The sequence below is a fragment of the Actinoplanes palleronii genome (assembly GCF_016862315.1).
GTDB classification, from domain to species: domain Bacteria; phylum Actinomycetota; class Actinomycetes; order Mycobacteriales; family Micromonosporaceae; genus Actinoplanes; species Actinoplanes palleronii.
Map to the genome: position 1 here is coordinate 21,094 of NZ_BOMS01000019.1, position 23,536 is coordinate 44,629.

Genomic DNA, 23,536 nt, shown 5'->3' on the forward strand with positions numbered 1-23,536 from the left:
GGCTCTGCCCGCCGTAGCGCTTCCAGTTGCCCATGAGCCGGGACACCCGCCGATGCTTGATGCTCCTCGGCCCCAGCCGCCAGTCGTTGCCTGGTTGCTTGAACCGCCGCCGTCCCGCCCGCTTCTGTGTCTTCCGCAGATGCGCCAGCCCGGCCCGGACCAGCTTCCCGCCCGCTCTGCCCCGCCCGTGCGGCGCCACCTACGCCCACTCCGGGCGACGCCCGCAGCCAGCCCCGCCCAGTCCCCTCACCCCGCCTGTCTGACACTGATCACCTACCCCCGCGACCCCGAAAGGCGCAGACCCGTGCGTACGGGATGGGGCTTGATGGTGTCGTCCCGACAACCGGGAGTGGGGCAACCACCGCGACCGAACAGCAGATGGGGCTCCGGGGTATCCCCGGCGTGGGGTCTGGGGCTCGGGTCCCAGGCCAGAAAAGCACGATGGCGCCGCGTCCGCGCTTTCCGCGGACAAACGACGCCTGCCAAATCGTGCCCCCGGCAGGATTCGAACCTGCGCTTTCGCCTCCGGAGGGCGACGCTCTATCCCCTGAGCTACGGGGGCTCAGTGCTTGGAAAGCCTAGCAGGACCTCCGGAAGCACCGCCAATCGGCGTCGCCGGGTCGGGTGATCAGCCGGATTGGGCCTGCTTGAGCAGGTCGTCGATCAGCTGGATCTCGCCCTGCTGCGCGGTGACCATGCTGTCGGCGAGCCAGTCGACGTCCTTGTTGTCGGACAGGTTCTCGGCCTCCTGGGCCATGTGGATGCCGCCCAGGTGGTGCGCCCGCATCAGGGTGAGGAACTGGACGTCCAGGTCCTTGCCGGTGGCCTTGCGCAGCGAGGCGAGCTGCTCGGGGGTGGCCATGCCGGGCATCAGGCCGTCGACGACCGAGCCGGCCGCGTCCGGCATCCAGGCCATCGGCTGCTCGCCGCCGGTCGGGCTGAGGTCCCAGTCGCGCAGCCAGGCCTGCATGTACCCGATCTGGGCCTGCTGGGTGGTGGCGATGTCGGCCGACAGCGTGACGATGGCCGGGGTGATCGAGTCGGCGTGCGCCTCCATCGCCATCTCGACCGCCTGCGCGTGGTGGGTCGACATGTCGCGGAGGAAACCCGCCTCGACGGAGTCGTCGGCCGGGGTCCGGAACCGGGGGACCACCAGGCCGATCCCGGCGCCGAGCACGATCCCGGCGAGCAGCAGCGCGAGCGCCGCATACCCGAAGCGGTGACGCGCGGGAACCTCCCCGGACGCCGGCGCGGCGTCCAGGGAGGTGGTGTCCGAGCTCATCAGCTGCCGGTGTCCGAGCTGGCGCCGTCGCTGACGGCCGCGCTGACCGGGTCGGAGGTGGTGTTGCCGCTGGAGCAGGCCGCGCCGGGCTCCATCGAGGCCTTGACCCGGGCCGCGGAGATGAACGTGTCGATCCGCGAGTCGTTCACGTCGTCGGTCTTGAGCTGGTAGCCCCAGACCTGGACGGAGACGTTCTTGTCGAGTCCGGCGTAGGGGGACATCAACATGTAGTCCTTGCCCTCCACCTTCTTCTGCAGGGTGGCGACCTGGTCGGCGGCCAGACCCTGCTTGTACGTGATCCAGACCGCGCCGTGCTCGAGGCTGTGCACCGCGTGCTCGTTGGCGATCGGCGCGGTGTACACGTCGCCCTGGCAGTTCTGCCAGGTCTGGTTGTGCGCGCCGCCGACCGGGGGACTCGTCACATACGTCAGCGGACCGGCCTTGTGGGTGCGGTCGTCGATCAGCGCGTTCTTCTGCGCGCGGTAGTTGACCACGCCCTGGATCTCGGCCACCTTGTCGGTCCAGTCGCGGGAGCCCTGCACCGAGGCGTACACGCCGTACCCGATGATGCCGCCGGCGATCACGACGACCAGGCCCGCCACGGCGATCGGGCCCCAGTTGCGGCCGCCTGCGACCTTGACCGGGGCGATCGGCTTGCGGCCCTTGCCGCCCGGCTTGGTGGCGTTCGGCCGATTGGCCCCGGGTTTGCCGGTCGGCGGCTTACCCTGACCGGTGGTCTTGCCGACCTTCACGGTGGACGGGACCCGTTCGGGCCCCGGCGTGCTCATACTCATCGCGCCTCGTCGATTCGTCAAAAAGGGGAAGGGCGGGGCTCGGGTGGCCGCCGAACGCTGAAGTCTACCCCCGATAGCATGGCCCAGTGACTCCCGCCAACCTTGCTGACACCGTTCTCTCAGCTGCTCGTGCCGTATTCGAGACGCGTGGCCTGGACCTGGCCGCGCTGCCCGCGACCACGGCGCTGGAGCGGCCCCGCAACCCCGAGCACGGCGACTACGCCTCCACGCTCGCCCTGCAGCTGGGCAAGAAGGTCGGTGTGGCGCCACGCGAGCTGGCCGCCGCGCTCGCCGAGGAGCTGGGCCGCCGCGACGGGATCAAGACGGTGGAGATCGCCGGGCCGGGCTTCCTGAACATCCGGCTGGACGCCGCCGTGACCGGCGCGATCGCCCGCCTGGTGGTCGAGGCCGGCGCCGCGTACGGCCGGAACACCCAGCTCACCGGTCAGCGGATCAACCTGGAGTTCGTCTCGGCGAACCCGACCGGCCCGATCCACCTGGGGCACACCCGGTGGGCCGCGGTCGGTGACTCGCTGCGCCGGGTGCTGACCGCCGCCGGCGCCGAGGTGACCAGCGAGTACTACATCAACGACGCGGGTGCCCAGGTCGACCGGTTCGCCCGGTCGCTGTACGCCGCCGCGAACGGTGAGCCGGCCCCCGAGGACGGGTACGGCGGCGACTACATCGGCGAGATCGCCCAGCGGATTCTCAGCGCGGACCCGTTGCTGGCCGGTCAGCCGGCCGAGACCGCGCTGCCGGAGTTCTGGTCGCTCGGCTACCAGCTGATGCTCAAGGAGATCCGGGAGAGCCTGGAGCGCTTCGGCGTGCACTTCGACGTGTGGTTCTCCGAGAAGGAGCTGCACGAGGGCGGCGCGGTCGAGCACGCCATCGCCGAGCTGCGCAAGCAGGGGCACATCTTCGACGACGGCGGCGCGGTCTGGCTGCGCACCACCGACTTCACCGACGACAAGGACCGGGTGCTGATCCGGTCCAACGGCGAGAAGACCTACTTCGCGGCCGACGCGGCGTACTACATCAACAAGCGCGAGCGCGGCTTCGACAAGTGCATCTACCTGCTCGGCGCGGACCACCACGGCTACATCGGCCGGCTCAAGGCGATCGCGGCGTGCGCCGGCGACGACCCGAAGCAGAACATCGAGATCCTGATCGGCCAGCTGGTGAACCTGGTCCGCGCCGGTCAGCCGGTGCGGCTGTCCAAGCGGGCCGGCAACATCATCACGCTGGACGAGCTCGTCGACGCGGTCGGCGTGGACGCCGCGCGGTACTCGCTGGCCCGGTCCTCCACCGACTCGATGCTGACCCTGGACATCGAGGAGATCACCAAGCACTCCAGCGACAACCCGGTCTTCTACGTGCAGTACGCGCACGCCCGGATCTCCTCGATCCTGCGCAACGCCGCGGAGAAGAAGATCACCCGGGGTGACGACTTCGACCCGTCGCTGCTCGCCCACGAGCGGGAGAACAGCCTGCTCAAGACGCTCGGCCAGTTCCCGGCCGTGGTGGCCACCGCGGCCGAGCTGCGCGAGCCGCACCGGATCGCGGTCTACCTGGAGGAGCGGGTCGCCACCGACTGGCACCGGTTCTACGACGCCTGCCAGGTGGTGCCGAAGGGCGACGAGCCGGTCGCCGCGGTGAACCTGGCCCGGCTGTGGCTGGCCGAGGCCACCCGTACGGTGATCGCGAACGGTTTGGACCTGCTCGGCGTCTCGGCCCCGGAGAAGATGTAGCCATGCGCGCACATGAGGCCGGGGCACTGCACGGCGACCTCGGCAACCGTGGTCCGGCGTGGCTCCGTACCCCGGAAGATGTCAACGCCCTGATGCCGGAACTCTGGCCGCGGACCGTGACCCGCGGCGACGCCGGGCCCCTGGTGATCGGCGGCGTGAGCGTCACCGAGCTGGCCGCCGACTACGGCACCCCGGCCTACCTGCTCGACGAGGAGGACCTGCGGGCCCGCTGCCGTGACTTCGCGGCCGCCTTCGCCGGCGCGGACGTCTACTACGCCGGCAAGTCGTTCCTCTGCAAGGCGGTCGTCCGGATCGTCGAGGAGGAGGGCCTCTTCCTCGACGTGTGCTCGGGCGGCGAGCTGGCGGTGGCCCTCGCGGCCGGGTTCCCGCCGGAGCGGCTGGGCTTCCACGGCAACAACAAGTCGCAGTCCGAGCTGCGCCGCGCGCTGGACGCCGGGGTCGGCCGGATCATCGTCGACTCGTTCGACGAGATCGTCCGGCTCTCCGAGCTGTCCCGCGAGCTGAACAAGCGGCCGGGTGTGCTGGTCCGGGTCACCGTCGGCGTCGAGGCGCACACCCACGAGTTCATCGCGACCGCGCACGAGGACCAGAAGTTCGGTTTCTCGCTGGCCGGTGGCGCGGCGTTCGCGGCCTGCGCGCAGATCCTCGACGAGGGTGTGCTCGACCTGCGCGGGCTGCACTCGCACATCGGTTCGCAGATCTTCGACACCAGCGGGTTCGAGGTGGCCGCCCGGCGGATCCTGGAGCTGCAGGCGCAGGTCCGGGACGCGCGCGGGGTGGAGCTGCCGGAGCTGGACCTGGGCGGCGGGTTCGGTATCGCGTACACCACGCAGGACGACCCCGCCACGCCCGGCGATCTGGCCAAGCGGATCAACAAGATCGTCGAGTCGGAGTGCGAGATGGCCGCGTTGCGGGTGCCGCGCCTGTCGATCGAGCCGGGCCGGGCCATCGTGGGGCCGGCCGTGTTCACCCTCTACGAGGTCGGCACGGTCAAGGACGTCGACGGGATCCGGACGTACGTGAGTGTCGACGGCGGGATGAGCGACAACATCCGGACCGCGCTCTACGACGCGTCCTACTCGGCCACTCTGGCCAACCGGAGCTCCATCGCGGAGCCGATGCTCGCCCGCGTGGTGGGAAAACATTGTGAGTCCGGGGACATCGTCGTGAAGGATGAATTCCTGCCCGCTGACGTGCAGCCCGGAGATCTTGTTGCGGTGCCGGGTACCGGCGCCTATTGCCGGAGCATGGCCAGCAACTACAACCACGTTCCTCGGCCGCCCGTGGTGGCGGTGCGCGACGGCGCTGCCCGCGTCATCGTGCGGCGCGAGACCGAGGACGACCTGCTTGCATTGGATGTTGGATGAGCCCAGCAACTGAGCTGACTGAAAAGCCAGCAGTCCGTCTCGCCCTTCTCGGCTGCGGCACGGTCGGCACTGAAGTGGTCCGGCTGCTGCACGAGCAGGCCGACGACCTGACCGCCCGGATCGGCGCACCGCTGGAGCTGGTCGGCATCGCGGTGCGGCGGCTCGGCCGCGAGCGCGGCGACCTGCCGATCGACCCGGCCCTGTTCACCTCGGACGCGCTCGGCCTGATCAAGCGCGACGACGTGGACATCGTGATCGAGGTGGTCGGCGGCATCGACACGGCGCGCACCTGGCTGGTCGAGGCGCTGCACGCGGGCAAGAGCGTGGTCACCGCGAACAAGGCGCTGCTCGCCGAGGACGGCGGCACCCTGCACGACGCGGCCGCCCAGGGCGGTGCCGACCTGTACTACGAGGCCGCGGTGGCCGGCGCGATCCCGCTGCTGCGCCCGCTGCGCGAGTCGTTGCACGGTGACCGGGTCACCGCGGTGACCGGCATCGTGAACGGCACCACCAACTTCATCCTCTCCTCGATGGCGTCCACCGGCGCCGGCTTCAACGAGGCGCTCGAGGAGGCCACCGAGCTGGGGTACGCCGAGGCCGACCCGACCGCCGACGTGGAGGGCTTCGACGCCGCCGCGAAGGCCGCGATCCTGGCCTCGCTGGCGTTCCACACCCGGGTCACCGCGGCGGACGTGTTCCGCGAGGGGATGACCGGGGTGACGGCCGGCGACATGGCCAGCGCCAAGGAGATGGGCTGCACGATCAAGCTGCTCTGCATCGCGCAGCGCGGCTCCGGCCCGGACGGCGACGAGACGGTGTCGGTCCGGGTCCACCCGGCGATGATCCCGCTGACCCACCCGCTGGCCGGTGTCGGCGACGCGTTCAACGCGGTCTTCGTCGAGGCCGAGGCGGCCGGTCCGCTGATGTTCTACGGCCGTGGCGCCGGTGGCCGGCCGACCGCCAGCGCGGTCCTCGGCGACATCGTGGCGGCGGCCCGCAACAAGATCAGCGGGACCCGCGCCCCGAGCGAGAGCAACTACGCCAAGCTGCGGGTCCGCCCGATCGGCGAGTCGCTGACCCGGTACCACATCAGCCTCGACGTGGCCGAGCGCCCGGGCGTGCTGGCCACCGTGGCCGGGGTCTTCGCCCAGCACGAGGTCTCGATCGCCACGGTCCGGCAGTCCGGCCGGGCGGATGACGCGAAACTGGTCATCGTGACCCACAGCGCCCCGGACGCCGCTCTGGCGGCTACCGTCGAGGCGCTGGCCGGGCTGGACATCGTCCGGTCCATCGCCAGTGTGCTGCGGGTCGAGGGCGGGGCGGGCTAGGACCGCCGCGTGGGGCGCCGTCCTGAATAATGGACTTCCGGTCCCAAAGATCGGATTACTGGGGCACGCTGTGCGCGATTGCCCAGCTGGAGTGAGGAGTACGACCATGTGGCGGGGTCTGATCGAGGCGTACCGGGACCGCCTTCCGGTGACCGAGGCCACCCCGGTGGTCACGTTGCACGAGGGCAACACACCGCTGGTGCCGGCGCCGGTGCTGTCCCAGCGGGTCGGCGCGGACGTCTACCTCAAGGTGGAGGGCGCGAACCCGACCGGCTCGTTCAAGGACCGCGGCATGACCATGGCCGTCTCCAAGGCGGTCGAGGAGGGTTCCAAGGCGATCATCTGCGCCTCCACCGGCAACACGTCGGCGTCCGCCGCGGCCTATGCGGCCCGCGCCGGGATCGCCTGCGCGGTGCTGGTGCCGCAGGGCAAGATCGCGCTCGGCAAGCTGGCGCAGGCCCTGGTGCACGGGGCCCGGCTGCTGCAGGTCGACGGCAACTTCGACGACTGCCTGGCGCTCGCCTCGAAGCTCTCCCAGGACTACCCGGTCTCCCTGGTCAACTCGGTGAACATCTTCCGGCTGCACGGGCAGAAGACCGCGGCCTTCGAGATCGTCGAGGCGCTCGGCGACGCGCCGGACATCCACTGCCTGCCGGTCGGCAACGCCGGCAACATCTCCGCGTACTGGATGGGCTACCAGGAGGACAAGGAGGCCGGCAACAGCACCCGGCTGCCGAAGATGTACGGCTTCCAGGCCTCCGGCGCCGCACCGATCGTGAACGGCAAGGTGGTCGAGCAGCCGTCCACGATCGCCACCGCGATCCGGATCGGCAACCCGGCGAGCTGGACCAAGGCCCTCGACGCGCGGGACGCCTCGGGCGGCCTGATCTCGGCGGTCACCGACCGGGACATCCTGAACGCGTACCGGCTGCTGGCCCGCGAGGTCGGTGTCTTCGTCGAGCTGGGCAGCGCGGCCAGCGTGGCCGGTCTGCTGCAGCAGGCGGCGGCCGGGAAGATCCCGGCCGGCTCGCGGGTGGTCTGCACGGTCACCGGGCACGGCCTGAAGGACCCGGAGTGGGCGATCTCCACGGCGCCGTCGCCGACCGTGATCGCCAACGACGCCCTGCTCGCGGCGAAGGCGCTAGACCTGGCCTGACGCCTCGTCCCGGATCGCCGCGGCCTCCCGCAACAGGAGGCGCGTCGCTTGAGACACCACCGCGAGCTCCTCGGCTGAGAGTCGGCTGAGGAGGTCGCGCTGTTTCGCCACCCCGGCGGTGATGATGCCGTCGATGAGTTCGGTGCCCGCTTTCGTCAGCCCGATCCGGCGGATCCGCCGATCGTGCACGTCTTCCGTGCGCGTGACGAGTTCCTGCACCACGAGCCGGTCGATCATGCCGCTCAGTGCGGCGGCGCCGACGCCCACCAGGCGGGCCAGTTCGCCGCCCGCCAACGTCCCGTGCCGGGACAGCAACAAGAGTATTTTCAACTGCGACATCGTCAGATGCGACGAGAAGAGCGGATCTGACCGGTCGTCGGCGAACAGGTGCTGCATCCGGATGTGTGCGCCCATGATGTCCGCGATGAGCTGTTCTTTCTCGCTCAGCGCCCGCTCCTTATGTGACGTCCCGATGGCCGTGGTGGGTCCACCTCGTAACGGACCCTATCAACGGGGTTTGTTCGCGACCTACCTTGAGGCGCGCCTCAAGGTAGGGAGGCAGATCGTCTCCACCGTCGCGAACAAACCCCGCAGGGACCCCATCGAAAACCATTTGTTCGTGTCAGGCAAACTATCAGTGTCGGACGAAATTATCTCGGGGGAGCGCCCATGTCAGCCCTGACACGGCTCAGCCTTGCCAACCGAGGCCTGGTAGCCCTGATCGCCATCGTGATCAGCGGCTTCGGCCTCTATGCGATCCCGTCCTTGAAACAGCAGCTCTTTCCGTCGATCGAGCTGCCGGCGGCCTTCGTCAGCGCGGTGCTGCCCGGCGCCTCGCCGGAGACGGTCGAGCAGACGGTCACCAAGCCGATCGAGGATGCGGTCAAGGGCATCGACGGCATCGACTCGGTCACCTCGACCTCGCGTGAGAACGTGACGAGCGTCGTCGTGCTGTTCGAGTTCGGTACGGACATCGAGTCCGCCGTCAACCAGGTCACCACCTCGATCAACCGGATCCAGTCGCAGCTGCCGGCCGACGTCGACCCTCAGGTCTTCGCGGGTGGCACCGACGACATCCCGGCCATCGTGCTCGCCGCCTCCGGTGGCGGCGACGAGAGCGCCCTGCTCAGCAAGCTCAACGAGACAGTGGTCCCGGAGCTGAACGGCATCTCCGGCGTCCGCGACACCCAGGTCACCGGCTCCCGGGCCAAGCAGGTCGTGATCACGCCGGACCTGGCGAAGATGGGCGCGGCCGGGGTCAGCCCGGCGTCGCTCACCACGGTGCTGCAGGCCAACGGCGTCTCCATCCCGGCCGGCACGGTGACCGAGGGCACCAAGTCGCTGACCGTGCAGGTGGGCACCCCGATCACCACGGTGCAGCAGCTGCAGGACGTCTACCTGACCGGCGCTCGCGGGCCGGTGCGCCTCGCCGACGTCGCCACGGTGGAGAGCAAGCTGCCGGCCGCCGACGGGTACACCCGCACCGACGGGGTGGACAGCCTGGGCATCGCGGTCACCGCGCGCCCGGACGGCAACCCGGTGGAGATCTCGCACCAGGTCCGCGACATGCTCGCCGACCTGGAGAAGGACTCCGGCGCCAAGCTCACCGTGATCACCGACCAGGCGCCGTTCGTGGAGCGCTCGATCAAGAGCCTGACCACCGAGGGACTGCTCGGCCTGGTGATGGCCGTGGTGGTCATCCTGATCTTCCTGCTCAGCGTCCGCTCGACGCTCGTCACCGCGGTTTCCATCCCGCTCTCGGTGCTGATCGCGCTGATCGCGCTCTGGGCCGGCGACTACACGCTCAACCTGCTCACCCTCGGCGCGCTGACGATCGCGGTGGGCCGGGTGGTGGACGACTCGATCGTGGTGCTGGAGAACATCAAACGACATCTCGAGTACGGCGAGGAGAAGGTCCACGCCATCCTCGGCGCGGTCCGCGAGGTGTCCGGCGCGGTGGTCGCCTCCACGCTCACCACGGTCGCCGTCTTCGCCCCGATCGCCCTGGTCGGCGGCCTGGTCGGGCAGATCTTCTCGTCCTTCGCAATCACCGTGACGGTGGCGCTGCTGGCGTCGCTGTTCGTGGCGCTGACCGTGGTGCCGGTGCTGGCGTTCTGGTTCCTCAAGCCGCCGGCCGACGACGCCGACACCGAGGCGATCCGCAAGACCGCCGAGGAGAAGGAGCTGCGCAGCCCGCTGCAGCGCGGATACCTGCCGGTCATCAAGTTCGCCACCACCCGCCGCTGGACCACGGTGCTGATCGGCATCGCGGTGCTGCTCGGCACGTTCGCCCTGTCCACCCGGCTGGAGACGAACTTCCTGGACCAGTCCGGCCAGGACAGCATCACGGTCTCCCAGGAGCTGCCGGTCGGCACCAGCCTGGCGGCCACCGACGAGGCGGCCAGGAAGGTCGAGGCGATCCTCTCGGACCGCGACGACGTGACGACGTACCAGGTCACCGTCGGCGGCAACTCGTCGAACCCGTTCGCCGGGGGCGGCGGTGGCGCCACCGCGACGTTCAACGTGGCGCTGAGCGAGGACGCCGACACCGAGCAGGTCTCCGACCAGCTGCGCGACGAGTTCGCCAAGCTCACCGACGCCGGTGAGATCAAGATCGGTCAGGACAGCTCCGGGCTGGGCAGCAGCCAGCTCTCCGTCGAGGTCACCGCGGCCGACAACGACGTGCTGACCGCCGCGACCGAGCAGGTCCGCACCGCGATGACCGGGATCGGCGGAGTCAGCGACGTGGACACCACGCTGGCCGCCAGCGTGCCGCGCCTGGACGTGGTGGTGAACCGCAAGGCCGCCGCCGAGGCCGGTCTCACCGAGGCGCAGATCGGCCAGACCGTGGCCGGCCTGTTCCGGTCCGCCCCGGCCGGCACCGTCGCGATCGACGGGGCCAGCGAGGACGTGGTCATCTCGTTCGGCGCCGCGCCGACCGACCCGGACGCGCTGAAGAACGTGCCGCTGACCACCGCCAAGGGCACCGTGCCGCTGAGCAAGGTGGCCGAGGTCAAGCAGGTCAACGGCCCGGAGCAGGTCACCCGGGTGGACGGCAACCGCACCGCCACGGTGACCGGCGCGGTGACCGGCTCCAACCTCAGCAAGGTCAACACGGATCTGACCGAGAAGCTGGACGCGCTCGACCTGCCGGCCGGCGCCTCGTACACGGTCGGTGGCGTCAGCGCCGACCAGCAGGAGGCGTTCGCGCAGCTCGGCCTCGCCGTGCTGGCGGCCATCGCGATCGTCTTCATCATCATGGTGGCGACGTTCCGCAGCATCGTGCAGCCGATCATCCTGCTGGTCTCCATCCCGTTCGCGGCGACCGGCGCGATCGGCCTGCTGCTGGCGACCGGCACCCCGCTCGGTGTGCCGGCCCTGATCGGGGTGCTGATGCTGGTCGGCATCGTGGTCACCAACGCGATCGTGCTGATGGACCTGATCAACCACTACCGGGCGGCCGGCATGGGTGTCCAGGAAGCGGTGGTCGAGGGCGGCCGGCACCGGCTGCGGCCGATCCTGATGACCGCCATCGCGACGATCTTCGCGCTCATCCCGATGGCGCTGGGTCTCACCGGCGAGGGCGGCTTCATCTCCCAGCCGCTGGCCATCGTGGTGATCGGTGGTCTGGTCAGCTCGACGCTGCTCACCCTGGTGCTGGTGCCCGCGCTCTACACGCTGGTGGAGAACCGCAAGGAGCGTCGCCGGGCCAAGCGCGAGGCCAAGCGGCTGGCCAAGGGCGGCAAGCCGGTCACGCCGGCCGAGCCGACGGCCGAGCCGGTGACCGTGCCGGACGACGCCCCGGTGGCGTCGACGGTGCCGGTCGAGCCCGCTTCCAGCGGCGCGCTGCGGGGCTACACCGATCAGTTCGAGGTGCTCAAGATGCCCAAGGGGCCGGCCAAGCCGGTGCAGGAGTAGGGCGTACCGAAAAACTAAGCAAGAAATAAGGAAGCGATGCCCGGCCCCGGCGGCCGGGCATCGGCCTTTTCCGGGGTACGACTACATTCCGGTACGTGCCAGCAACGTTCTCGGTCCTTACCCGGAATCGTGATTTCCGCCGTCTGTTCACCGCTGAGCTGGTGGTCTTCGGCGCGGACTGGTTCGTGATGGTGCCGTTGCTGGTGTTGCTGCCCGAGCTCACCGGCCACGGGTTCTGGGGCGGTCTGGTGCTGGCCGTGGACACCGGGATCAACGCGCTGCTGCTCCCCTACACCGGGACGATCGCCGACCGGCTGGACCGGCGGAAGATCCTGATCGTGGCGAACCTGGCGTCGTTCGCCGCGGTGTTGCTGCTCTTCGCGGTGCGGTCGGCGGCCACCGCGCCGCTCGCCCTGATCGCGATCGGTGCGATGGCCGTCGCCAAGGCGTTCTACCAGCCGGCCAGCTCGGCGGCGCTGCCGAACGTGGTGGACCCGGCCGACCTGCCCGCCGCGAACGCGATCTCCGGCTCGGCGTGGGGCACCATGACGATCCTCGGCGCGTCGCTCGGCGGCGTGGTGAGCAGCCTGTTCGGCCCGTACGTCAGCTTCACCGTGACCGCGGCCGGCCTGCTGATCGCGAGCCTGCTCACCGCGCTGGTCCGCCGCCCGCTGCAGGCCGAGCGCGCCGCGGACGCCGAGCGGCCGGAGACCGGGCACGCCCTGCGGGAGGCGCTGCGGTACATCGTGATCCGTCCCCGGCTGCGGGCGCTGGTCACCGTGAAGTCGGCGGTCGGCCTGGGCAACGGGGTGCTGACCGTGTTCCCGCTGATCGCCGCCGCGCACGGCGCCGGTGAGCTGGGCGCCGGTCTGCTCTTCGCGGTCCGCGGCCTCGGCGCGCTGGTCGGCCCGATGGTGATGCGCCCGGTGCTGGCCCGCCCGGCCTGGCTGTTCACCGGCCTGGCCCTGTCGATGAGCCTGTACGGCCTCGGCTACCTCGGTGTCGCCTTCACCAGCTGGTTCCCGCTGGTCCTGCTGCTGGTCTTCGTCGCGCACTTCGCCGGCGGCACCAACTGGGTGCTCTCCAACTACGCGCTGCAGGCCGAGGTGCCGGACCGGCTGCGCGGGCGGGTGTTCGCCACCGACATGATGCTGGCGACGCTCGCCATCTCGATCAGCCAGCTGGGTGCCGGCGCGGTCGTCGACCACGTGTCCCAGCGGGCCGTGCTGGCGGTGTGCGGCCTGATCACGGTGCTCTACGCGGCCGGCTGGTGGCTGGCGACCCGGGGGCTGGCGCGCCGGTCGGCGTCCGGGAATGAGATTCCCGGGGCGCGGCAATCACCCTGAGATGATCAAGCCATAGCATGTGGCGATGGGCCTGACCTTCGCCACCGATCCGGTTTCCGTCAGCACCCCGGCGACCAGTGCGAATCTGGGTCCGGGCTTCGACGCGCTGGGTCTCGCGCTGACCCTGTACGACGACCTGACCGCGAGCGTGACCGCGTCCGGGTTCACCGTCGAGATCAGCGGTCAGGGCGCTGGTGAGCTGCCGACCGACGCCGGGCACCTGGTGGTGCGGGCCATGCTGGCCACTTTCGACGAGTTCGGCGAGCGCCCGCCCGGCCTGGCCGTGCGCTGCGTCAACCGGATCCCGCAGGCGCGCGGGCTGGGCAGCTCGTCGGCGGCCATCGTCGGCGGCGTACAACTGGCTCGTGGCCTGGTCAAAGGCGGTCTGGAGCTGATCGACGAGGCGGCCGCGCTGCGGATCGCGGCGCGCATCGAGGGACATCCGGACAACGTGGCGCCGTGCCTGCTCGGCGGGTTCACCGTGGCCTGGACCGAGCCCGGCGGCGCGCGAGCGGTGAAGCTGGCGCCGGCCGGGGGCGTGCGCCCGACGGTTTTCATCCCGTCCGAGCGGGGTTATACCGCCACCGCGCGCGCCGCGCTGCCGTCCGAGGTGCCGCACCGGGACGCCGCCTTCAACGCCGGCCGGGCCGCCCTGCTGAGCCACGCCCTGACGAGTGATCCGGCGCTGTTGTTCCCGGCCACCGAGGACCGGCTGCACCAGGGGTACCGTGCGCCCGGCATGCCGGGCACGACCTCGCTGGTCGCGGCGCTGCGGTCGGTGGGTGTCGCGGCCGTGGTGAGTGGCGCGGGACCGACCGTGCTCGCATTGACCGAGGTCCCGGGCGATTTCCACCCCGGCGCGGATTGGCGCGCCGAAGTGCTGGGCGTGGACGGCGCCGGTGCTGTTGTGAAAGGGGGTATGGTGGAACACGCCGAGCGGGGTCCTGTTGCCGCAGGTCGCAAGAGTTGATTACGCTCTAGACCTAGCACAGCCGCGAAGCAAGCGATCTCTGCGGTTCGGCGCACCCCCGAGATTTCTGGGCCGTCCAGGCCCGTCTCAATTCTCAGCAAGGCATACGCCGGGCAGCAGTCCATAGATCGCTGCACTCGCCGAGACCTACCCGTCAAAGTCTGGTGGGCAGGGAAACCGTCGAGCTGCCGTGCTGCATGAACTCCCGCACCGCTGTTGCGAAGCGGGTTCCGAGGGCACCCGGCCCAGGCTGCAGTTCCGGGTGATCTCGGGTTTTTCCGACGGAAGGAATCCATTGAGCGACACCACCGACGTGACGTCGGGTGTTTCTGACGTCGCTGACGGCGCCGGCACCACCGCGACCGCCACGAAGCGCCGCCGCGCCGGCACCGGGCTGTCCGCGATGCTGCTGCCCGAGTTGCAGAGCCTCGCCGCGTCCCTGGGCATCTCCGGCACGGCCCGGATGCGCAAGGGCGAGCTGATCACCGCGATCACCGAGCGGCAGAGCGGCGGTTCGGCCGCCGCTGAGCCGGCCCCACGTCCGCGGACCGCCGCTGCCGCCGCGGTGCAGCCCGCCCCGGCCCAGGTGGCTCCGGTTCAGCCGGCCCCGGCCGAGACGCCGCAGCCCGTGGCCGCCCCGGCCGCTCCGGTCGAGACCGCCCCGGCCGCCGAGGCCGCGCCGGTGACCGAGCGTCCGTCCCGGCGCAGCCGCGAGCGGGCCCGTGACACCACCCCCCGTGAGACGGCTCCTCGGGAGACGGCTGTTGCGGAGGCCGCTCCGGTCGCCGCCGCGCCGGTCGCCGCGGTGACCGAGACGGCCCCGGCCGACACCACCGAGCGTGCCGAGCGGAGCGAGCGTCCCGAGCGGGGCGACCGCAACCGCGACCGGCAGCGCACCGAGCGCGCGCCGCGCGACAGCGAGCGGACCGACCGGCCCGAGCGCACCGACCGGCCCGAGCGCACCGATCGTTCCGAGCGCACGCCGCGTGACGGCGAGCGGATCGAGCGTTCCGAGCGCACCCCGCGCGACGGCGAGCGGACCGACCGGACCGACCGTTCCGAGCGCACCCCGCGTGACGGCGAGCGGACCGAGCGGTCGGACCGGCCCGAGCGCGGCGAGCGTCCGGACCGGACCAACGACCGGACCAACGACCGGGGCCCGCGCACCGAGCAGGCTCACGACGACGACGACGCTGACGGCGAGGGTGGCCGCCGGAGCCGGCGCAGCCGTTTCCGGGACCGTCGTCGCGGTCGTGACCGTGACGACCCGCGGGACAGCACCAGCCCGCGCGAGGGTGGCCAGCGGGACGGCGGCCAGCGCGACGGTGGCGGCCGCGAGCCGCACGTCTCCGAGGACGAGGTGCTCGTCCCGGTGGCCGGCATCCTGGACGTGCTGGACAACTACGCGTTCGTCCGGACCACCGGCTACCTCTCCGGCCCGAACGACGTCTACGTGTCCATGTCGCAGGTCAAGAAGTACGGCCTGCGCCGCGGCGACGCGGTCACCGGCGCGGTGCGCTCCGCCCCGCGTGACGGCGGCAGCGGCGACCAGCGTCGGGACAAGTACAACCCGCTGGTCCGGCTGGACACCATCAACGGGATGGAGCCCGACGAGGCCCGTCGCCGTCCCGAGTTCTACAAGCTCACCCCGCTCTACCCGCAGGAGCGTCTGCGGCTGGAGACCGAGCCGCACATCCTCACCACCCGCATCATCGACCTGGTGATGCCGATCGGTAAGGGTCAGCGCGCGCTGATCGTCTCTCCGCCCAAGGCGGGTAAGACGATGGTGCTGCAGGCCCTCGCGAACGCGATCACCCACAACAACCCGGAGTGCCACCTGATGGTGGTGCTGGTCGACGAGCGGCCCGAAGAGGTCACCGACATGCAGCGCACGGTGAAGGGCGAGGTCATCGCGGCCACGTTCGACCGTCCGCCGCAGGACCACACCACGGTCGCCGAGCTCGCCATCGAGCGGGCCAAGCGGCTGGTCGAGCTGGGCCACGACGTCGTCGTGCTGCTCGACTCGGTGACCCGGCTGGGCCGGTCGTACAACCTGGCCGCGCCGGCCTCCGGCCGGATCATGTCGGGTGGTATCGACTCGACCGCGCTCTACCCGCCGAAGCGGTTCCTCGGCGCGGCGCGCAACATCGAGAACGGTGGCTCGCTCACCATCCTCGCGACCGCGCTGGTCGAGACCGGGTCGATGATGGACACGGTGATCTTCGAGGAGTTCAAGGGCACGGGTAACGCCGAGCTCAAGCTGGACCGGAAGATCGCCGACAAGCGGGTCTTCCCGGCCGTGGACGTCTCCGCCTCCAGCACCCGTAAGGAAGAGATCCTTCTGGGCAAGGAGGAGCTGGCGATCATCCACAAGCTCCGCAAGGTGCTCAGCTCGCTGGAGTCCGGCGCTGCCCTGGACCTGTTGATGGACCGGCTCAAGCAGACCCGGACCAACATCGAGTTCCTGATGCAGATCGCCAAGTCGACGCCTGGCGAATAAACACCCGAAAACGACGAGCCCCACCCGATCGGGTGGGGCTCGTCGTCTTTGTCGCACACGTTGTCTGATTCGCCCCGTACGGGGTCGTGCGAACCTCCGGTATCCCCATCCCTCAATAATCCGGAGGCTCCCGATGATCGTGCCTGGTTACCGGGACCATCCCACCGAGACGTGGGATCCCGACGCGCCGGTCGACCCGGGTGAGGCGGAGGACTTCCTGCGCCGCTGCTACACCGAGAACCCCCGTCTCGGGCCGGTCGAGCCGCGGCTGGCCATCATCCGCGCGCAGATCGCCGCGACCGGCACCTACGTGCACACTCCCGATGAGCTGACCCACGGCGCCCGGATGGCCTGGCGCAACGCCGGCCGGTGCATCGGCCGGCTCTACTGGCGCAGCCTGCACGTGCTGGACCGGCGCCGGGCCAGGACCGCCGACGAGATCTACTCGCTGCTGGTGCAGCACCTGCAGACCGCCGGGGAGACCCAGATCCGGCCGGTGATCAGCATTTTCGCGCCGGCCCGGCCGGGTCAGCCGTACGCCCGGGTGTGGAACGAGCAGCTGATCCGGTACGCCGGCTACCGCACCGAGAGCGGCGAGGCGGTCGGCGATCCCCGGCTGCGCGAGTTCACCACCGCGGTCCGGGCGTTCGGCTGGCAGGGCAAGGGTGAGGCGTACGACGTGCTGCCCCTGGTGATCGAGACCCCGGCGGACGGGATCCGGCTCTACGAGCTGCCCGAGCGCGCCATCCGCGAGGTGCCGATCGGCCACCCCGACTACGCCTGGTTCACCGAGCTGGGACTGCGCTGGCACGCCGTCCCGGCGATCGCCAACATGCGGCTCACCGTCGGCGGCGTGCACTACCCGCTGGCGCCGTTCAACGGCTGGTACATGGGCACCGAGATCGGCGCGCGCAACCTGTCCGATCCCGATCGCTACGACATGATCCCGATCATCGCGGCCCGGATGGGCCTGGACACCACCCGCGAGTCCACCCTGTGGCGCGACCGCGCGCTGGTCGAGTTGAACATCGCGGTCCTGCACAGCTTCGAGCAGGCCGGCGTCAAGATGAGCGACCACCACACCGAGTCACGGCGCTTCCTCAAGCACCTCAGCAACGAGGAGAAGGCCGGCCGCCCGGTCCCGGCCGACTGGAGCTGGATCGTGCCACCGATGTCCGGCGGCATCACCCCGGTCTTCCACCGCTACTACCAGGAACTCGACCTGCGCCCCGCGTTCTACCTGGACGAGGACGCGGCGTCGCTGGCCCGCGAGGGCATGCGCGGCTGTCCGCACCGCCCATGAAAAAAATCCTTATTCGGTACGAATACGGAGCGACCGTCCGCAGGCTACCAGCCACGTCCCGTGATGGTCTCGCGCGACGTGATCCCGCCACCGGACCGCAGCGCGCCGCCGGGTTGTTCAGCTGGCTCTGACGGCCCTTATCGCATCGCGATAAGGGCCGTCAGGCCCAGCCGGAACCGTAAGTCGCGTCATGGTCCGGAGCGGTCGCGGCCTCGCGGAAGCCTCACGGGCGGGACTCGGCTCGTAGCCTACGGACGAGCGCCGGACTGTTCGTACCACAATGGGTCAGGCGAACTCGTTGAGAGCGAAGTCGTCGCGGTGGCGCCAGGCGGCCGGGGTGCGGACGTGGTCGGCGCGGACCCACTTGAGCACCTGGCGCTCGAACTCGGCGGCCGGGATGCGGCCGGCCGCGCGGACCACAAAACCCTCCGAGGAGTCCGTGTCGCGCATGCCCGGCCAGGCCGCGCGGGCCTCGCTGAGGCTGCCGCCGCGGTAGAGGACCGGGACCATCGGCAGCTCCAGCCGCCGCGCCCAGTCGACGGTGTCGTCCCAGCCCAGCAGCGTGTCGGTCTCGTCCCAGATGCCGAAGACCAGGAAGACGCCGGGCAGATCCGCGTAGGCGACGCTGCGGCGGGCCCACATGGACTCGCCGCAGACCCGCCAGGCGTCCGGGATCCGGTACGCCGTCATCGCCCACAACGCCTTCGCCGGCCGGTCCCACGGGTGCGTGCCGGAGTCGGGGGAGCGGGCGTACATCGCGTCCCGGGTGAAGGTGAGGTTCCCGCCGTCCATCTTCTCGGTCACCACGAGCTCGCCGTCCAGCCACGACAGATCCGATTGGATCCGGTCATCGTCGGAGGCGCCCGGGGAATCGGGCAGATGGAACGTCCGCGGATACTTCCTCACCTGACACCCACCTCAGAAGTCCCCTTCCGCCACCTGGAACACCGTCAGGCCGAGCGCACGCCACATACGTACCACCTGCTGGCGGTCGTCGAAAACCCCGACGACCCGCCACCGGTCCCGGATCTCGGTATCGAAGATCTCCCGCTTGACGATCGAGTCCTTGCGGCTGTCCCCTTCCGGTCGCATGAACAGAGCCTCGTACGGCACGCCGACGAACAGCTCCAGCCACGCCTCGGTCTCCTCCCGGCACACCGCGTCCCGCCCGGAGCAGAAGACGATGGCGTGCCCGGCCGCGTGCATCGCCCGCACCGCCGCGATCACCGACGGATTGGGGGCGTCCTCACCGACCCGGCTCCAGTCGTACGGGCTGCGCCCGGCCATCAGCGCGACAGTCCCGTCGATGTCCACCAGCACCACCGGCGGCAGCTCCGGGTCGGCCTGGTAGACCACCCCGGGCCCACCCGGGTCCACGAACGGCACCGGCAGCGGGGTGTTCTTCCCAGCCAGATAGCGCTCGTGCATCCGGCGGATGCCGTCCTCGCCGACCCGTTCGTCCTCCGGCCGGTCGGCGTCGCGCCGCAGGCACTCCTCCAGCGGCACGTCGGTGAAGTCGTGCACCTCGAACGACGCGCCGAACCGGGCGGCCATCTCGGCCCACTCCCGGACCACCTTGGCCCGCAGGTTCGTGTCGTCGACGATCACCGACGCCCGGGCGCGCAGCAGCGCCTCGACCGCGGCCCGCTGCGCGTTCGTCACCTGCGCCTCGGCCCACTGGGTGAACAACCGCTGCCCGTGCAGCATCCGCCGCAGGTCGTCGCGGTTGACCCGGACCACGCCCGGCTGCAGCTTGCGGGCGAACGTGGTCTTCCCGGACGCGGGCAGGCCCCGCGTGATCAAAAGTCGTGTCATTCCTCGGCTCCTCCACCAGCGGCCCGGACCGCGTCACCCGGCGGCCGCACCCGCTGCCACAGACCCGGACGGTAATCATGACCGTCCAGGCGCTGGAACAACTCGCCCCGGTGCGGCGTGCGCACCGCCGCGAGCGCGAACTCCTTGCGGCCCCACCCGTCGGGCAGCCCGGCGACGAGCTCGGCGTAGGCCACCTCGACCGCGGCGGCCCGCGCGTCCACCTCGGCGGTCAGGCCGTCGGCGATGCCCCGGGCCCAGACGTGGAACTCGTCCGGGAGCGGCTCGAGCAGGGCGTCCAGGTTCTGACCGTTGGCCAGGAGCTCCCACACGGTACGAGCGGTGAGCCCGGTCACCAGCCGGTGCAGCCGCACGTAGTCCGCGTACTTGATCTTCACGCGCTGATCGGCCTCGGTGAAGTGCACGACCAGCCCCTCCCGCCCGTCGCGCGGGGGAGCGGCGAGCGCCTCGGCCAGCGTCGCGTACCCGAACGTCTCGACCACCGGACCCGGCCAGCCCGGGACAGCGGCCGGACCGTAGGACCGCCCGGTGGCGATGTCCACCGCGCCGAGCAGCACCAGGTCGTCGAGCCCCTGGTAGTCGACGACGATCCGGTTGCCCGGGTAGATGATCTCCACGAGCACGGTCGTCCCGGCCGGCGGCACGAACGACGCGTACCGCGTACGCAACAGTGCGGTCGCATGGATCGCCTGGTCGGAGGCGAACGACCCCCGCGTCGCGACGGCGAAGCCGGAGCCGTCGTGATAGATCACACCAAGGCTGCCGTCCGCCTTGTCGGTCACCGTGACCTGCGCGGACGGGTCGAGTGCGGGCGCCTGCGGCTCGGTGTGATTAAAGAATTTGTCGAAGGCACGTGCCACGATCCGCCCGTCGGCGTCCGCGATGAGACCCCGGCAGGCCAGCGTGACCGGGCTCCATGAGCCGGTGTACTGGCAGGCCTCGGTGTAGTTGTAGACCGTCAACGGCAGGCTCGGATGACGCTGCAGCCGGACCAGCCCGCTGTCGATCGCCTCGGCCAGCGCGGCCGGATCGAAGACGTCGTGGAGCAGCGTCATGACAGGTGCCTTTCGGGTGCGGGAATTACCGGCGGAGCGCTCACGTTATCGACCACGAAACCGTTTGCACCTCCTGATTTCCGGCCGGTACAGGGGGCATGGCAGACTGGTACATCGGCCAGTAGGGGTTCCGGTTCACGTCTTCCCATCCGCGGAAGGCGACCCGGCGGCCCGTTTCATCGAGAGGGACCGAGTAGACATGAAGAGCGGAATCCACCCGGAGTACACGACCACCGAGGTCATCTGCTCCTGCGGCAGCACCTTCTCCACCCGCAGCACCGCCAAGGGCGACGAGATCCGCGTCGAGACCTGCAGCGCCTGCCACCCGTTCTACACCGGCAAGCAGCGCGTTCTCGACACCGCGGGCCGGGTTGCGAAGTTCCAGGCGAAGTACGCCAAGGTCAACGCCGCGAAGAAGAAGTAACTGCTTCAACGGCGCCCGTCCCGGAATCCGGGGCGGGCGCCGTTCGCGTGTGGTCCGCTTTTCCAGACTTGGAGAGGCGTGTGGTTCGCTTTTCGCTGACTGGAGAGACCGATGAGCACCGACCGCCTGACCGCGCTTCTCGACGAGTACGCCGATCTGGAGAAGCGGATGGAGGACCCGGCCATCCACGCTGACCAGGCACTGGTCCGCCGGGTCGGCCGGCGATTCGCCGAGCTCGCGCCGCTCTACACCGCGCACGCCGAGCTGGAGGCCGCGCGCGCCGACCTGGCCGCCGCCAAGGAGCTGGCCGCCGAGGACCCGGCGTTCGCGAGCGAGGTCGAGGCGGTCGCCGCCGTCCTCCCGGCGCTGGAGGAGAAGCTCGGCGAGATGCTCATGCCGCGCGACCCGAACGACGCCAAGGACGTGATCGTCGAGATCAAGGCGGGCGAGGGCGGCCAGGAGTCCGCGCTGTTCGCCAGCGATCTGCTGCGGATGTACACCCGGTACGCGGAGCGCCACGGCTGGGTGGTCGAGGTGATCGACCTGCAGGAGTCGGACCTCGGCGGCGTCAAGGACATCTCGGTCGCGGTGAAGACCAAGGGCGTGCCGGCCGGCGGTCACGGCGTCTGGTCCCGGATGAAGTGGGAGGGCGGCGTGCACCGGGTGCAGCGCGTCCCGGTCACCGAGTCGCAGGGCCGGATCCACACCTCGGCGGCCGGCGTGCTGGTGCTGCCCGAGGCCGAGGACGTCGAGGTGCACATCGAGCCCGGCGACCTGCGGATCGACGTGTACCGCTCGTCCGGGCCGGGTGGCCAGTCGGTCAACACCACCGACTCCGCGGTCCGGATCACCCACCTGCCCACCGGCACCGTGGTGAGCTGCCAGAACGAGAAGAGCCAGCTGCAGAACAAGGAGTCGGCGATGCGCATCCTGCGCTCCCGGCTGCTGGTCCAGCTGCAGGAGGCCGCCGACGCGGTCGCCGGTGACGCGCGCAAGGCCCAGGTCCGTACGGTGGACCGCTCGGAGCGGGTGCGGACGTACAACTTCCCGCAGAACCGGATCACCGACCACCGGATCGGCTACACGGCGTACAACCTCGACCTGGTGCTCGGCGGTGAGCTGGACGGGGTGCTGGACGCGCTGGGCGCCGCGGACCGCGAGGCCCGGCTGGCCGGGGAGACCGAGCTCAGCCGGCGTCAGTGACGGTCAGCCGGTTGTTCTCCCGGCCGCAGACCAGGTAGCGCCGGACCGTCTCGCAGCCGGTGGTGATGCCGGGCATCGAGCCGATCAGCCGGGTCCGGCCGGTCGCCGGGTCGAGCAGCGAGACCGCGGTACGCAACTCCGGGTACCCGGCGGCGCGGGTCACCACCAGCTCGCCGCCGGGGCGTTCACCGCCGAGCACGCTGCCCGGGATCTGCGGGCCGATCGCCGTGCCGGTCGCGGCGTCCACCACCGTCGAGCTGCTGGTGTCCGGACGGGTGATCAGCAGGCGCCCGCCGCCGATCGGGTACGCGTCGGCCTGCGGCAGCTGCCACCGCGCCCGGCCGGTCGCCGGGTCCAGCCCGGCCAGCAGGCCGGCGTGCAGCGTGCAGAGCACCGGGTGGCAGTCGTTCAGGATGACGTCGCTGTCCGGCCAGGTGATCCGCCACAGCTCGGCCAGGGTGTCCGACCGGTACGCGGTCACCGAGGTGGTCGTGCCGGGCACGATGTCGTAGAACCGGCCGTCGCGGACCAGGGCCATCCAGGGCGGCTGGTCCCGGGCGCCGACCTTGCGGGTGGCGAGCGGGACCCCGTCGGCGTACCGCAGCGCGGTCATCGTGCCGGACGGGGTGATCGCGATGAGGTCACCGGTCCCCGGCGCGTCGGGCGGGGGCAGCACGAGCGAGGCCGGTGCGATCGGGTGCTCCCAGACCGGGGTGCCGTCCGCGGCCCGGAGCAGGTGCAGCCCGACCACCCGGGCCTGCTCGTCCCAGTCGGCGAACAGGGCGGTCCCACCCGAGGCGGCCAGCGCCTGCCCGGTGTGCCGCCAGCGGACCGCCCCGGTGCCGCTGTCCAGCACCACGGTGCTGGTGGCGTACCCGGTCGAGCTGCTGCCGGCGGTGTAGGTCCGGGCGCCGTCGGCCACGTAGATCCGGTGCGCGTCGTCGTCCGGGATCAGCCAGTTCGACTCCGGGCCGGTCAGCGTGGCCCAGCGGACCCGGCCGGTGCCCAGGTCGTACGAGGTGAGCTCGGCGCCCGCGTCGGTGACCCGGGAGAGCAGTGCCGCGTCGCCGGACAGGTACGGGTAGTCGCCGTCGCGTACCGGTATCGACCACAGCTCGTGGACGCGGGGCGGAGCGGGCGGCCCGGAGCCGGTCAGGCCGGCCGCGCAGAGCACCGCGAGACCGGCGGCGACCACCCGGGTGAGCAGGCGGTCGGCGCGCAGCTCCGGCGCCGCGCCGGGTGTGGCGGTGCGCTCGCTGAGATCGCCGAGCTCGATGGTGGCCACGGG

The 23,536-nt window shown here is 70.7% G+C and carries 18 protein-coding genes and 1 tRNA gene; 11 read left to right on the top strand and 8 right to left on the bottom strand.

The annotated features are described in order from the left end of the window. Nucleotides 1-490: 490 nt before the first annotated feature. The 3 genes from Apa02nite_RS07770 to Apa02nite_RS07780 all read right to left on the bottom strand — a co-directional run bounded on the left by Apa02nite_RS07770 (nucleotide 491) and on the right by Apa02nite_RS07780 (nucleotide 2,076). Nucleotides 491-562: transfer RNA gene (locus tag Apa02nite_RS07770), tRNA-Arg, on the bottom strand. Nucleotides 563-628: 66 nt separating this feature from the next. Then, the gene (locus tag Apa02nite_RS07775; RefSeq protein WP_203824453.1) at nucleotides 629-1,282 is read right to left on the bottom strand and encodes a DUF305 domain-containing protein; all 654 of its coding nucleotides are present in this window, start codon (nucleotides 1,280-1,282) and stop codon (nucleotides 629-631) included. After that, nucleotides 1,282-2,076 carry a thioredoxin-like domain-containing protein gene (locus Apa02nite_RS07780; protein WP_203824454.1) on the bottom strand — a complete coding sequence of 265 codons (795 nt, stop codon included), beginning with the start codon at nucleotides 2,074-2,076 and terminating at the stop codon, nucleotides 1,282-1,284. Before Apa02nite_RS07780 ends, Apa02nite_RS07775 begins: the two co-directional genes overlap by 1 nt. Nucleotides 2,077-2,162: 86 nt before the next feature. Between Apa02nite_RS07780 and argS the strand changes: the two genes are divergently transcribed. The 4 genes from argS (at nucleotide 2,163) to thrC (ending at nucleotide 7,696) form a co-directional block, all read left to right on the top strand. Continuing rightward, nucleotides 2,163-3,824: an arginine--tRNA ligase gene (gene argS, locus Apa02nite_RS07785; RefSeq protein WP_203824455.1), complete on the top strand. Its 1,662-nt coding sequence runs from the start codon at nucleotides 2,163-2,165 to the stop codon at nucleotides 3,822-3,824. A 2-nt stretch (nucleotides 3,825-3,826) separates the two neighbouring features. Further along, nucleotides 3,827-5,212 (top strand): diaminopimelate decarboxylase, encoded by a 1,386-nt coding sequence (gene lysA / locus Apa02nite_RS07790; RefSeq protein ID WP_203824456.1) that lies wholly within the window; start codon nucleotides 3,827-3,829, stop codon nucleotides 5,210-5,212. Continuing rightward, nucleotides 5,209-6,540 (top strand): homoserine dehydrogenase, encoded by a 1,332-nt coding sequence (locus tag Apa02nite_RS07795; RefSeq protein ID WP_203824457.1) that lies wholly within the window; start codon nucleotides 5,209-5,211, stop codon nucleotides 6,538-6,540. The genes lysA and Apa02nite_RS07795 overlap by 4 nt, the downstream gene beginning before the upstream one ends. Nucleotides 6,541-6,646: 106 nt before the next feature. Beyond that, nucleotides 6,647-7,696, top strand: a complete 1,050-nt coding sequence (gene thrC / locus Apa02nite_RS07800; RefSeq protein ID WP_203824458.1) for a threonine synthase — start codon at nucleotides 6,647-6,649, stop codon at nucleotides 7,694-7,696. On the opposite strand, the gene Apa02nite_RS07805 is transcribed toward thrC, so the two are convergent. Beyond that, nucleotides 7,682-8,110, bottom strand: a complete 429-nt coding sequence (locus Apa02nite_RS07805; protein WP_203824459.1) for a MarR family transcriptional regulator — start codon at nucleotides 8,108-8,110, stop codon at nucleotides 7,682-7,684. The genes thrC and Apa02nite_RS07805 overlap by 15 nt on opposite strands. Nucleotides 8,111-8,365: 255 nt before the next feature. Between Apa02nite_RS07805 and Apa02nite_RS07810 the strand changes: the two genes are divergently transcribed. The 5 genes from Apa02nite_RS07810 to Apa02nite_RS07830 all read left to right on the top strand — a co-directional run bounded on the left by Apa02nite_RS07810 (nucleotide 8,366) and on the right by Apa02nite_RS07830 (nucleotide 17,733). Beyond that, entirely contained in the window at nucleotides 8,366-11,614 is a 3,249-nt protein-coding gene (locus Apa02nite_RS07810; RefSeq protein ID WP_203824460.1) for an efflux RND transporter permease subunit, read from the top strand. Nucleotides 11,615-11,709: 95 nt separating this feature from the next. Continuing rightward, on the top strand, nucleotides 11,710-12,960 hold the full coding sequence (locus tag Apa02nite_RS07815; RefSeq protein ID WP_203824461.1) for an MFS transporter: 1,251 nt from the start codon (nucleotides 11,710-11,712) through the stop codon (nucleotides 12,958-12,960). 25 nt (nucleotides 12,961-12,985) lie between these two features. Then, complete coding sequence (gene thrB / locus Apa02nite_RS07820; protein ID WP_067685855.1) at nucleotides 12,986-13,930, top strand: homoserine kinase; 945 nt, start codon at nucleotides 12,986-12,988, stop codon at nucleotides 13,928-13,930. A gap of 295 nt (nucleotides 13,931-14,225) precedes the next feature. Beyond that, nucleotides 14,226-16,430, top strand: coding sequence for a transcription termination factor Rho (rho, locus tag Apa02nite_RS07825; RefSeq protein ID WP_203824462.1), 2,205 nt, complete (start codon nucleotides 14,226-14,228; stop codon nucleotides 16,428-16,430). Between the two features lie 133 nt (nucleotides 16,431-16,563). Then, entirely contained in the window at nucleotides 16,564-17,733 is a 1,170-nt protein-coding gene (locus Apa02nite_RS07830) for a nitric oxide synthase oxygenase (protein ID WP_203824463.1), read from the top strand. 285 nt (nucleotides 17,734-18,018) lie between these two features. Here the strand turns inward: Apa02nite_RS07830 and Apa02nite_RS07835 are convergent, their stop codons facing one another. Genes Apa02nite_RS07835 through Apa02nite_RS07845 form a run of 3 tightly spaced genes read right to left on the bottom strand, consistent with a single transcriptional unit; the run spans nucleotide 18,019 to nucleotide 20,621 of the window. Further along, a complete protein-coding gene (locus Apa02nite_RS07835) occupies nucleotides 18,019-18,639 on the bottom strand; it encodes an RNA ligase family protein (protein WP_203824464.1) in 621 nt (206 codons plus the stop codon). Nucleotides 18,640-18,651: 12 nt separating this feature from the next. Next, nucleotides 18,652-19,548 (bottom strand): phosphatase domain-containing protein, encoded by an 897-nt coding sequence (locus tag Apa02nite_RS07840; RefSeq protein WP_067685847.1) that lies wholly within the window; start codon nucleotides 19,546-19,548, stop codon nucleotides 18,652-18,654. Further along, entirely contained in the window at nucleotides 19,545-20,621 is a 1,077-nt protein-coding gene (locus Apa02nite_RS07845; protein WP_203824465.1) for an RNA ligase, read from the bottom strand. Before Apa02nite_RS07845 ends, Apa02nite_RS07840 begins: the two co-directional genes overlap by 4 nt. A gap of 199 nt (nucleotides 20,622-20,820) precedes the next feature. Between Apa02nite_RS07845 and rpmE the strand changes: the two genes are divergently transcribed. Continuing rightward, nucleotides 20,821-21,045 (top strand): 50S ribosomal protein L31, encoded by a 225-nt coding sequence (rpmE, locus tag Apa02nite_RS07850; protein ID WP_067685842.1) that lies wholly within the window; start codon nucleotides 20,821-20,823, stop codon nucleotides 21,043-21,045. A 111-nt stretch (nucleotides 21,046-21,156) separates the two neighbouring features. Continuing rightward, entirely contained in the window at nucleotides 21,157-22,248 is a 1,092-nt protein-coding gene (gene prfA, locus Apa02nite_RS07855; RefSeq protein ID WP_067685840.1) for a peptide chain release factor 1, read from the top strand. Here the strand turns inward: prfA and Apa02nite_RS07860 are convergent. Beyond that, nucleotides 22,232-23,533 carry an outer membrane protein assembly factor BamB family protein gene (locus Apa02nite_RS07860; protein ID WP_203824466.1) on the bottom strand — a complete coding sequence of 434 codons (1,302 nt, stop codon included), beginning with the start codon at nucleotides 23,531-23,533 and terminating at the stop codon, nucleotides 22,232-22,234. The two genes, prfA and Apa02nite_RS07860, sit on opposite strands and share 17 nt — an antisense overlap. Nucleotides 23,534-23,536 lie beyond the last annotated feature (3 nt).

Coding starts and splice junctions, on each gene's coding strand:
- Apa02nite_RS07775 (WP_203824453.1), bottom strand. CDS start 1,282: ATGAGCTCGGACACCACCTCCCTGGACGCCGCGCCGGCGTCCGGGGAG.
- thrC (WP_203824458.1), top strand. CDS start 6,647: ATGTGGCGGGGTCTGATCGAGGCGTACCGGGACCGCCTTCCGGTGACC.
- Apa02nite_RS07845 (WP_203824465.1), bottom strand. CDS start 20,621: ATGACGCTGCTCCACGACGTCTTCGATCCGGCCGCGCTGGCCGAGGCG.
- Apa02nite_RS07830 (WP_203824463.1), top strand. CDS start 16,564: ATGATCGTGCCTGGTTACCGGGACCATCCCACCGAGACGTGGGATCCC.
- prfA (WP_067685840.1), top strand. CDS start 21,157: ATGAGCACCGACCGCCTGACCGCGCTTCTCGACGAGTACGCCGATCTG.
- Apa02nite_RS07795 (WP_203824457.1), top strand. CDS start 5,209: ATGAGCCCAGCAACTGAGCTGACTGAAAAGCCAGCAGTCCGTCTCGCC.
- rpmE (WP_067685842.1), top strand. CDS start 20,821: ATGAAGAGCGGAATCCACCCGGAGTACACGACCACCGAGGTCATCTGC.
- lysA (WP_203824456.1), top strand. CDS start 3,827: ATGCGCGCACATGAGGCCGGGGCACTGCACGGCGACCTCGGCAACCGT.
- Apa02nite_RS07840 (WP_067685847.1), bottom strand. CDS start 19,548: ATGACACGACTTTTGATCACGCGGGGCCTGCCCGCGTCCGGGAAGACC.
- Apa02nite_RS07805 (WP_203824459.1), bottom strand. CDS start 8,110: ATGGGCGCACACATCCGGATGCAGCACCTGTTCGCCGACGACCGGTCA.
- Apa02nite_RS07810 (WP_203824460.1), top strand. CDS start 8,366: ATGTCAGCCCTGACACGGCTCAGCCTTGCCAACCGAGGCCTGGTAGCC.
- Apa02nite_RS07780 (WP_203824454.1), bottom strand. CDS start 2,076: ATGAGTATGAGCACGCCGGGGCCCGAACGGGTCCCGTCCACCGTGAAG.
- thrB (WP_067685855.1), top strand. CDS start 12,986: ATGGGCCTGACCTTCGCCACCGATCCGGTTTCCGTCAGCACCCCGGCG.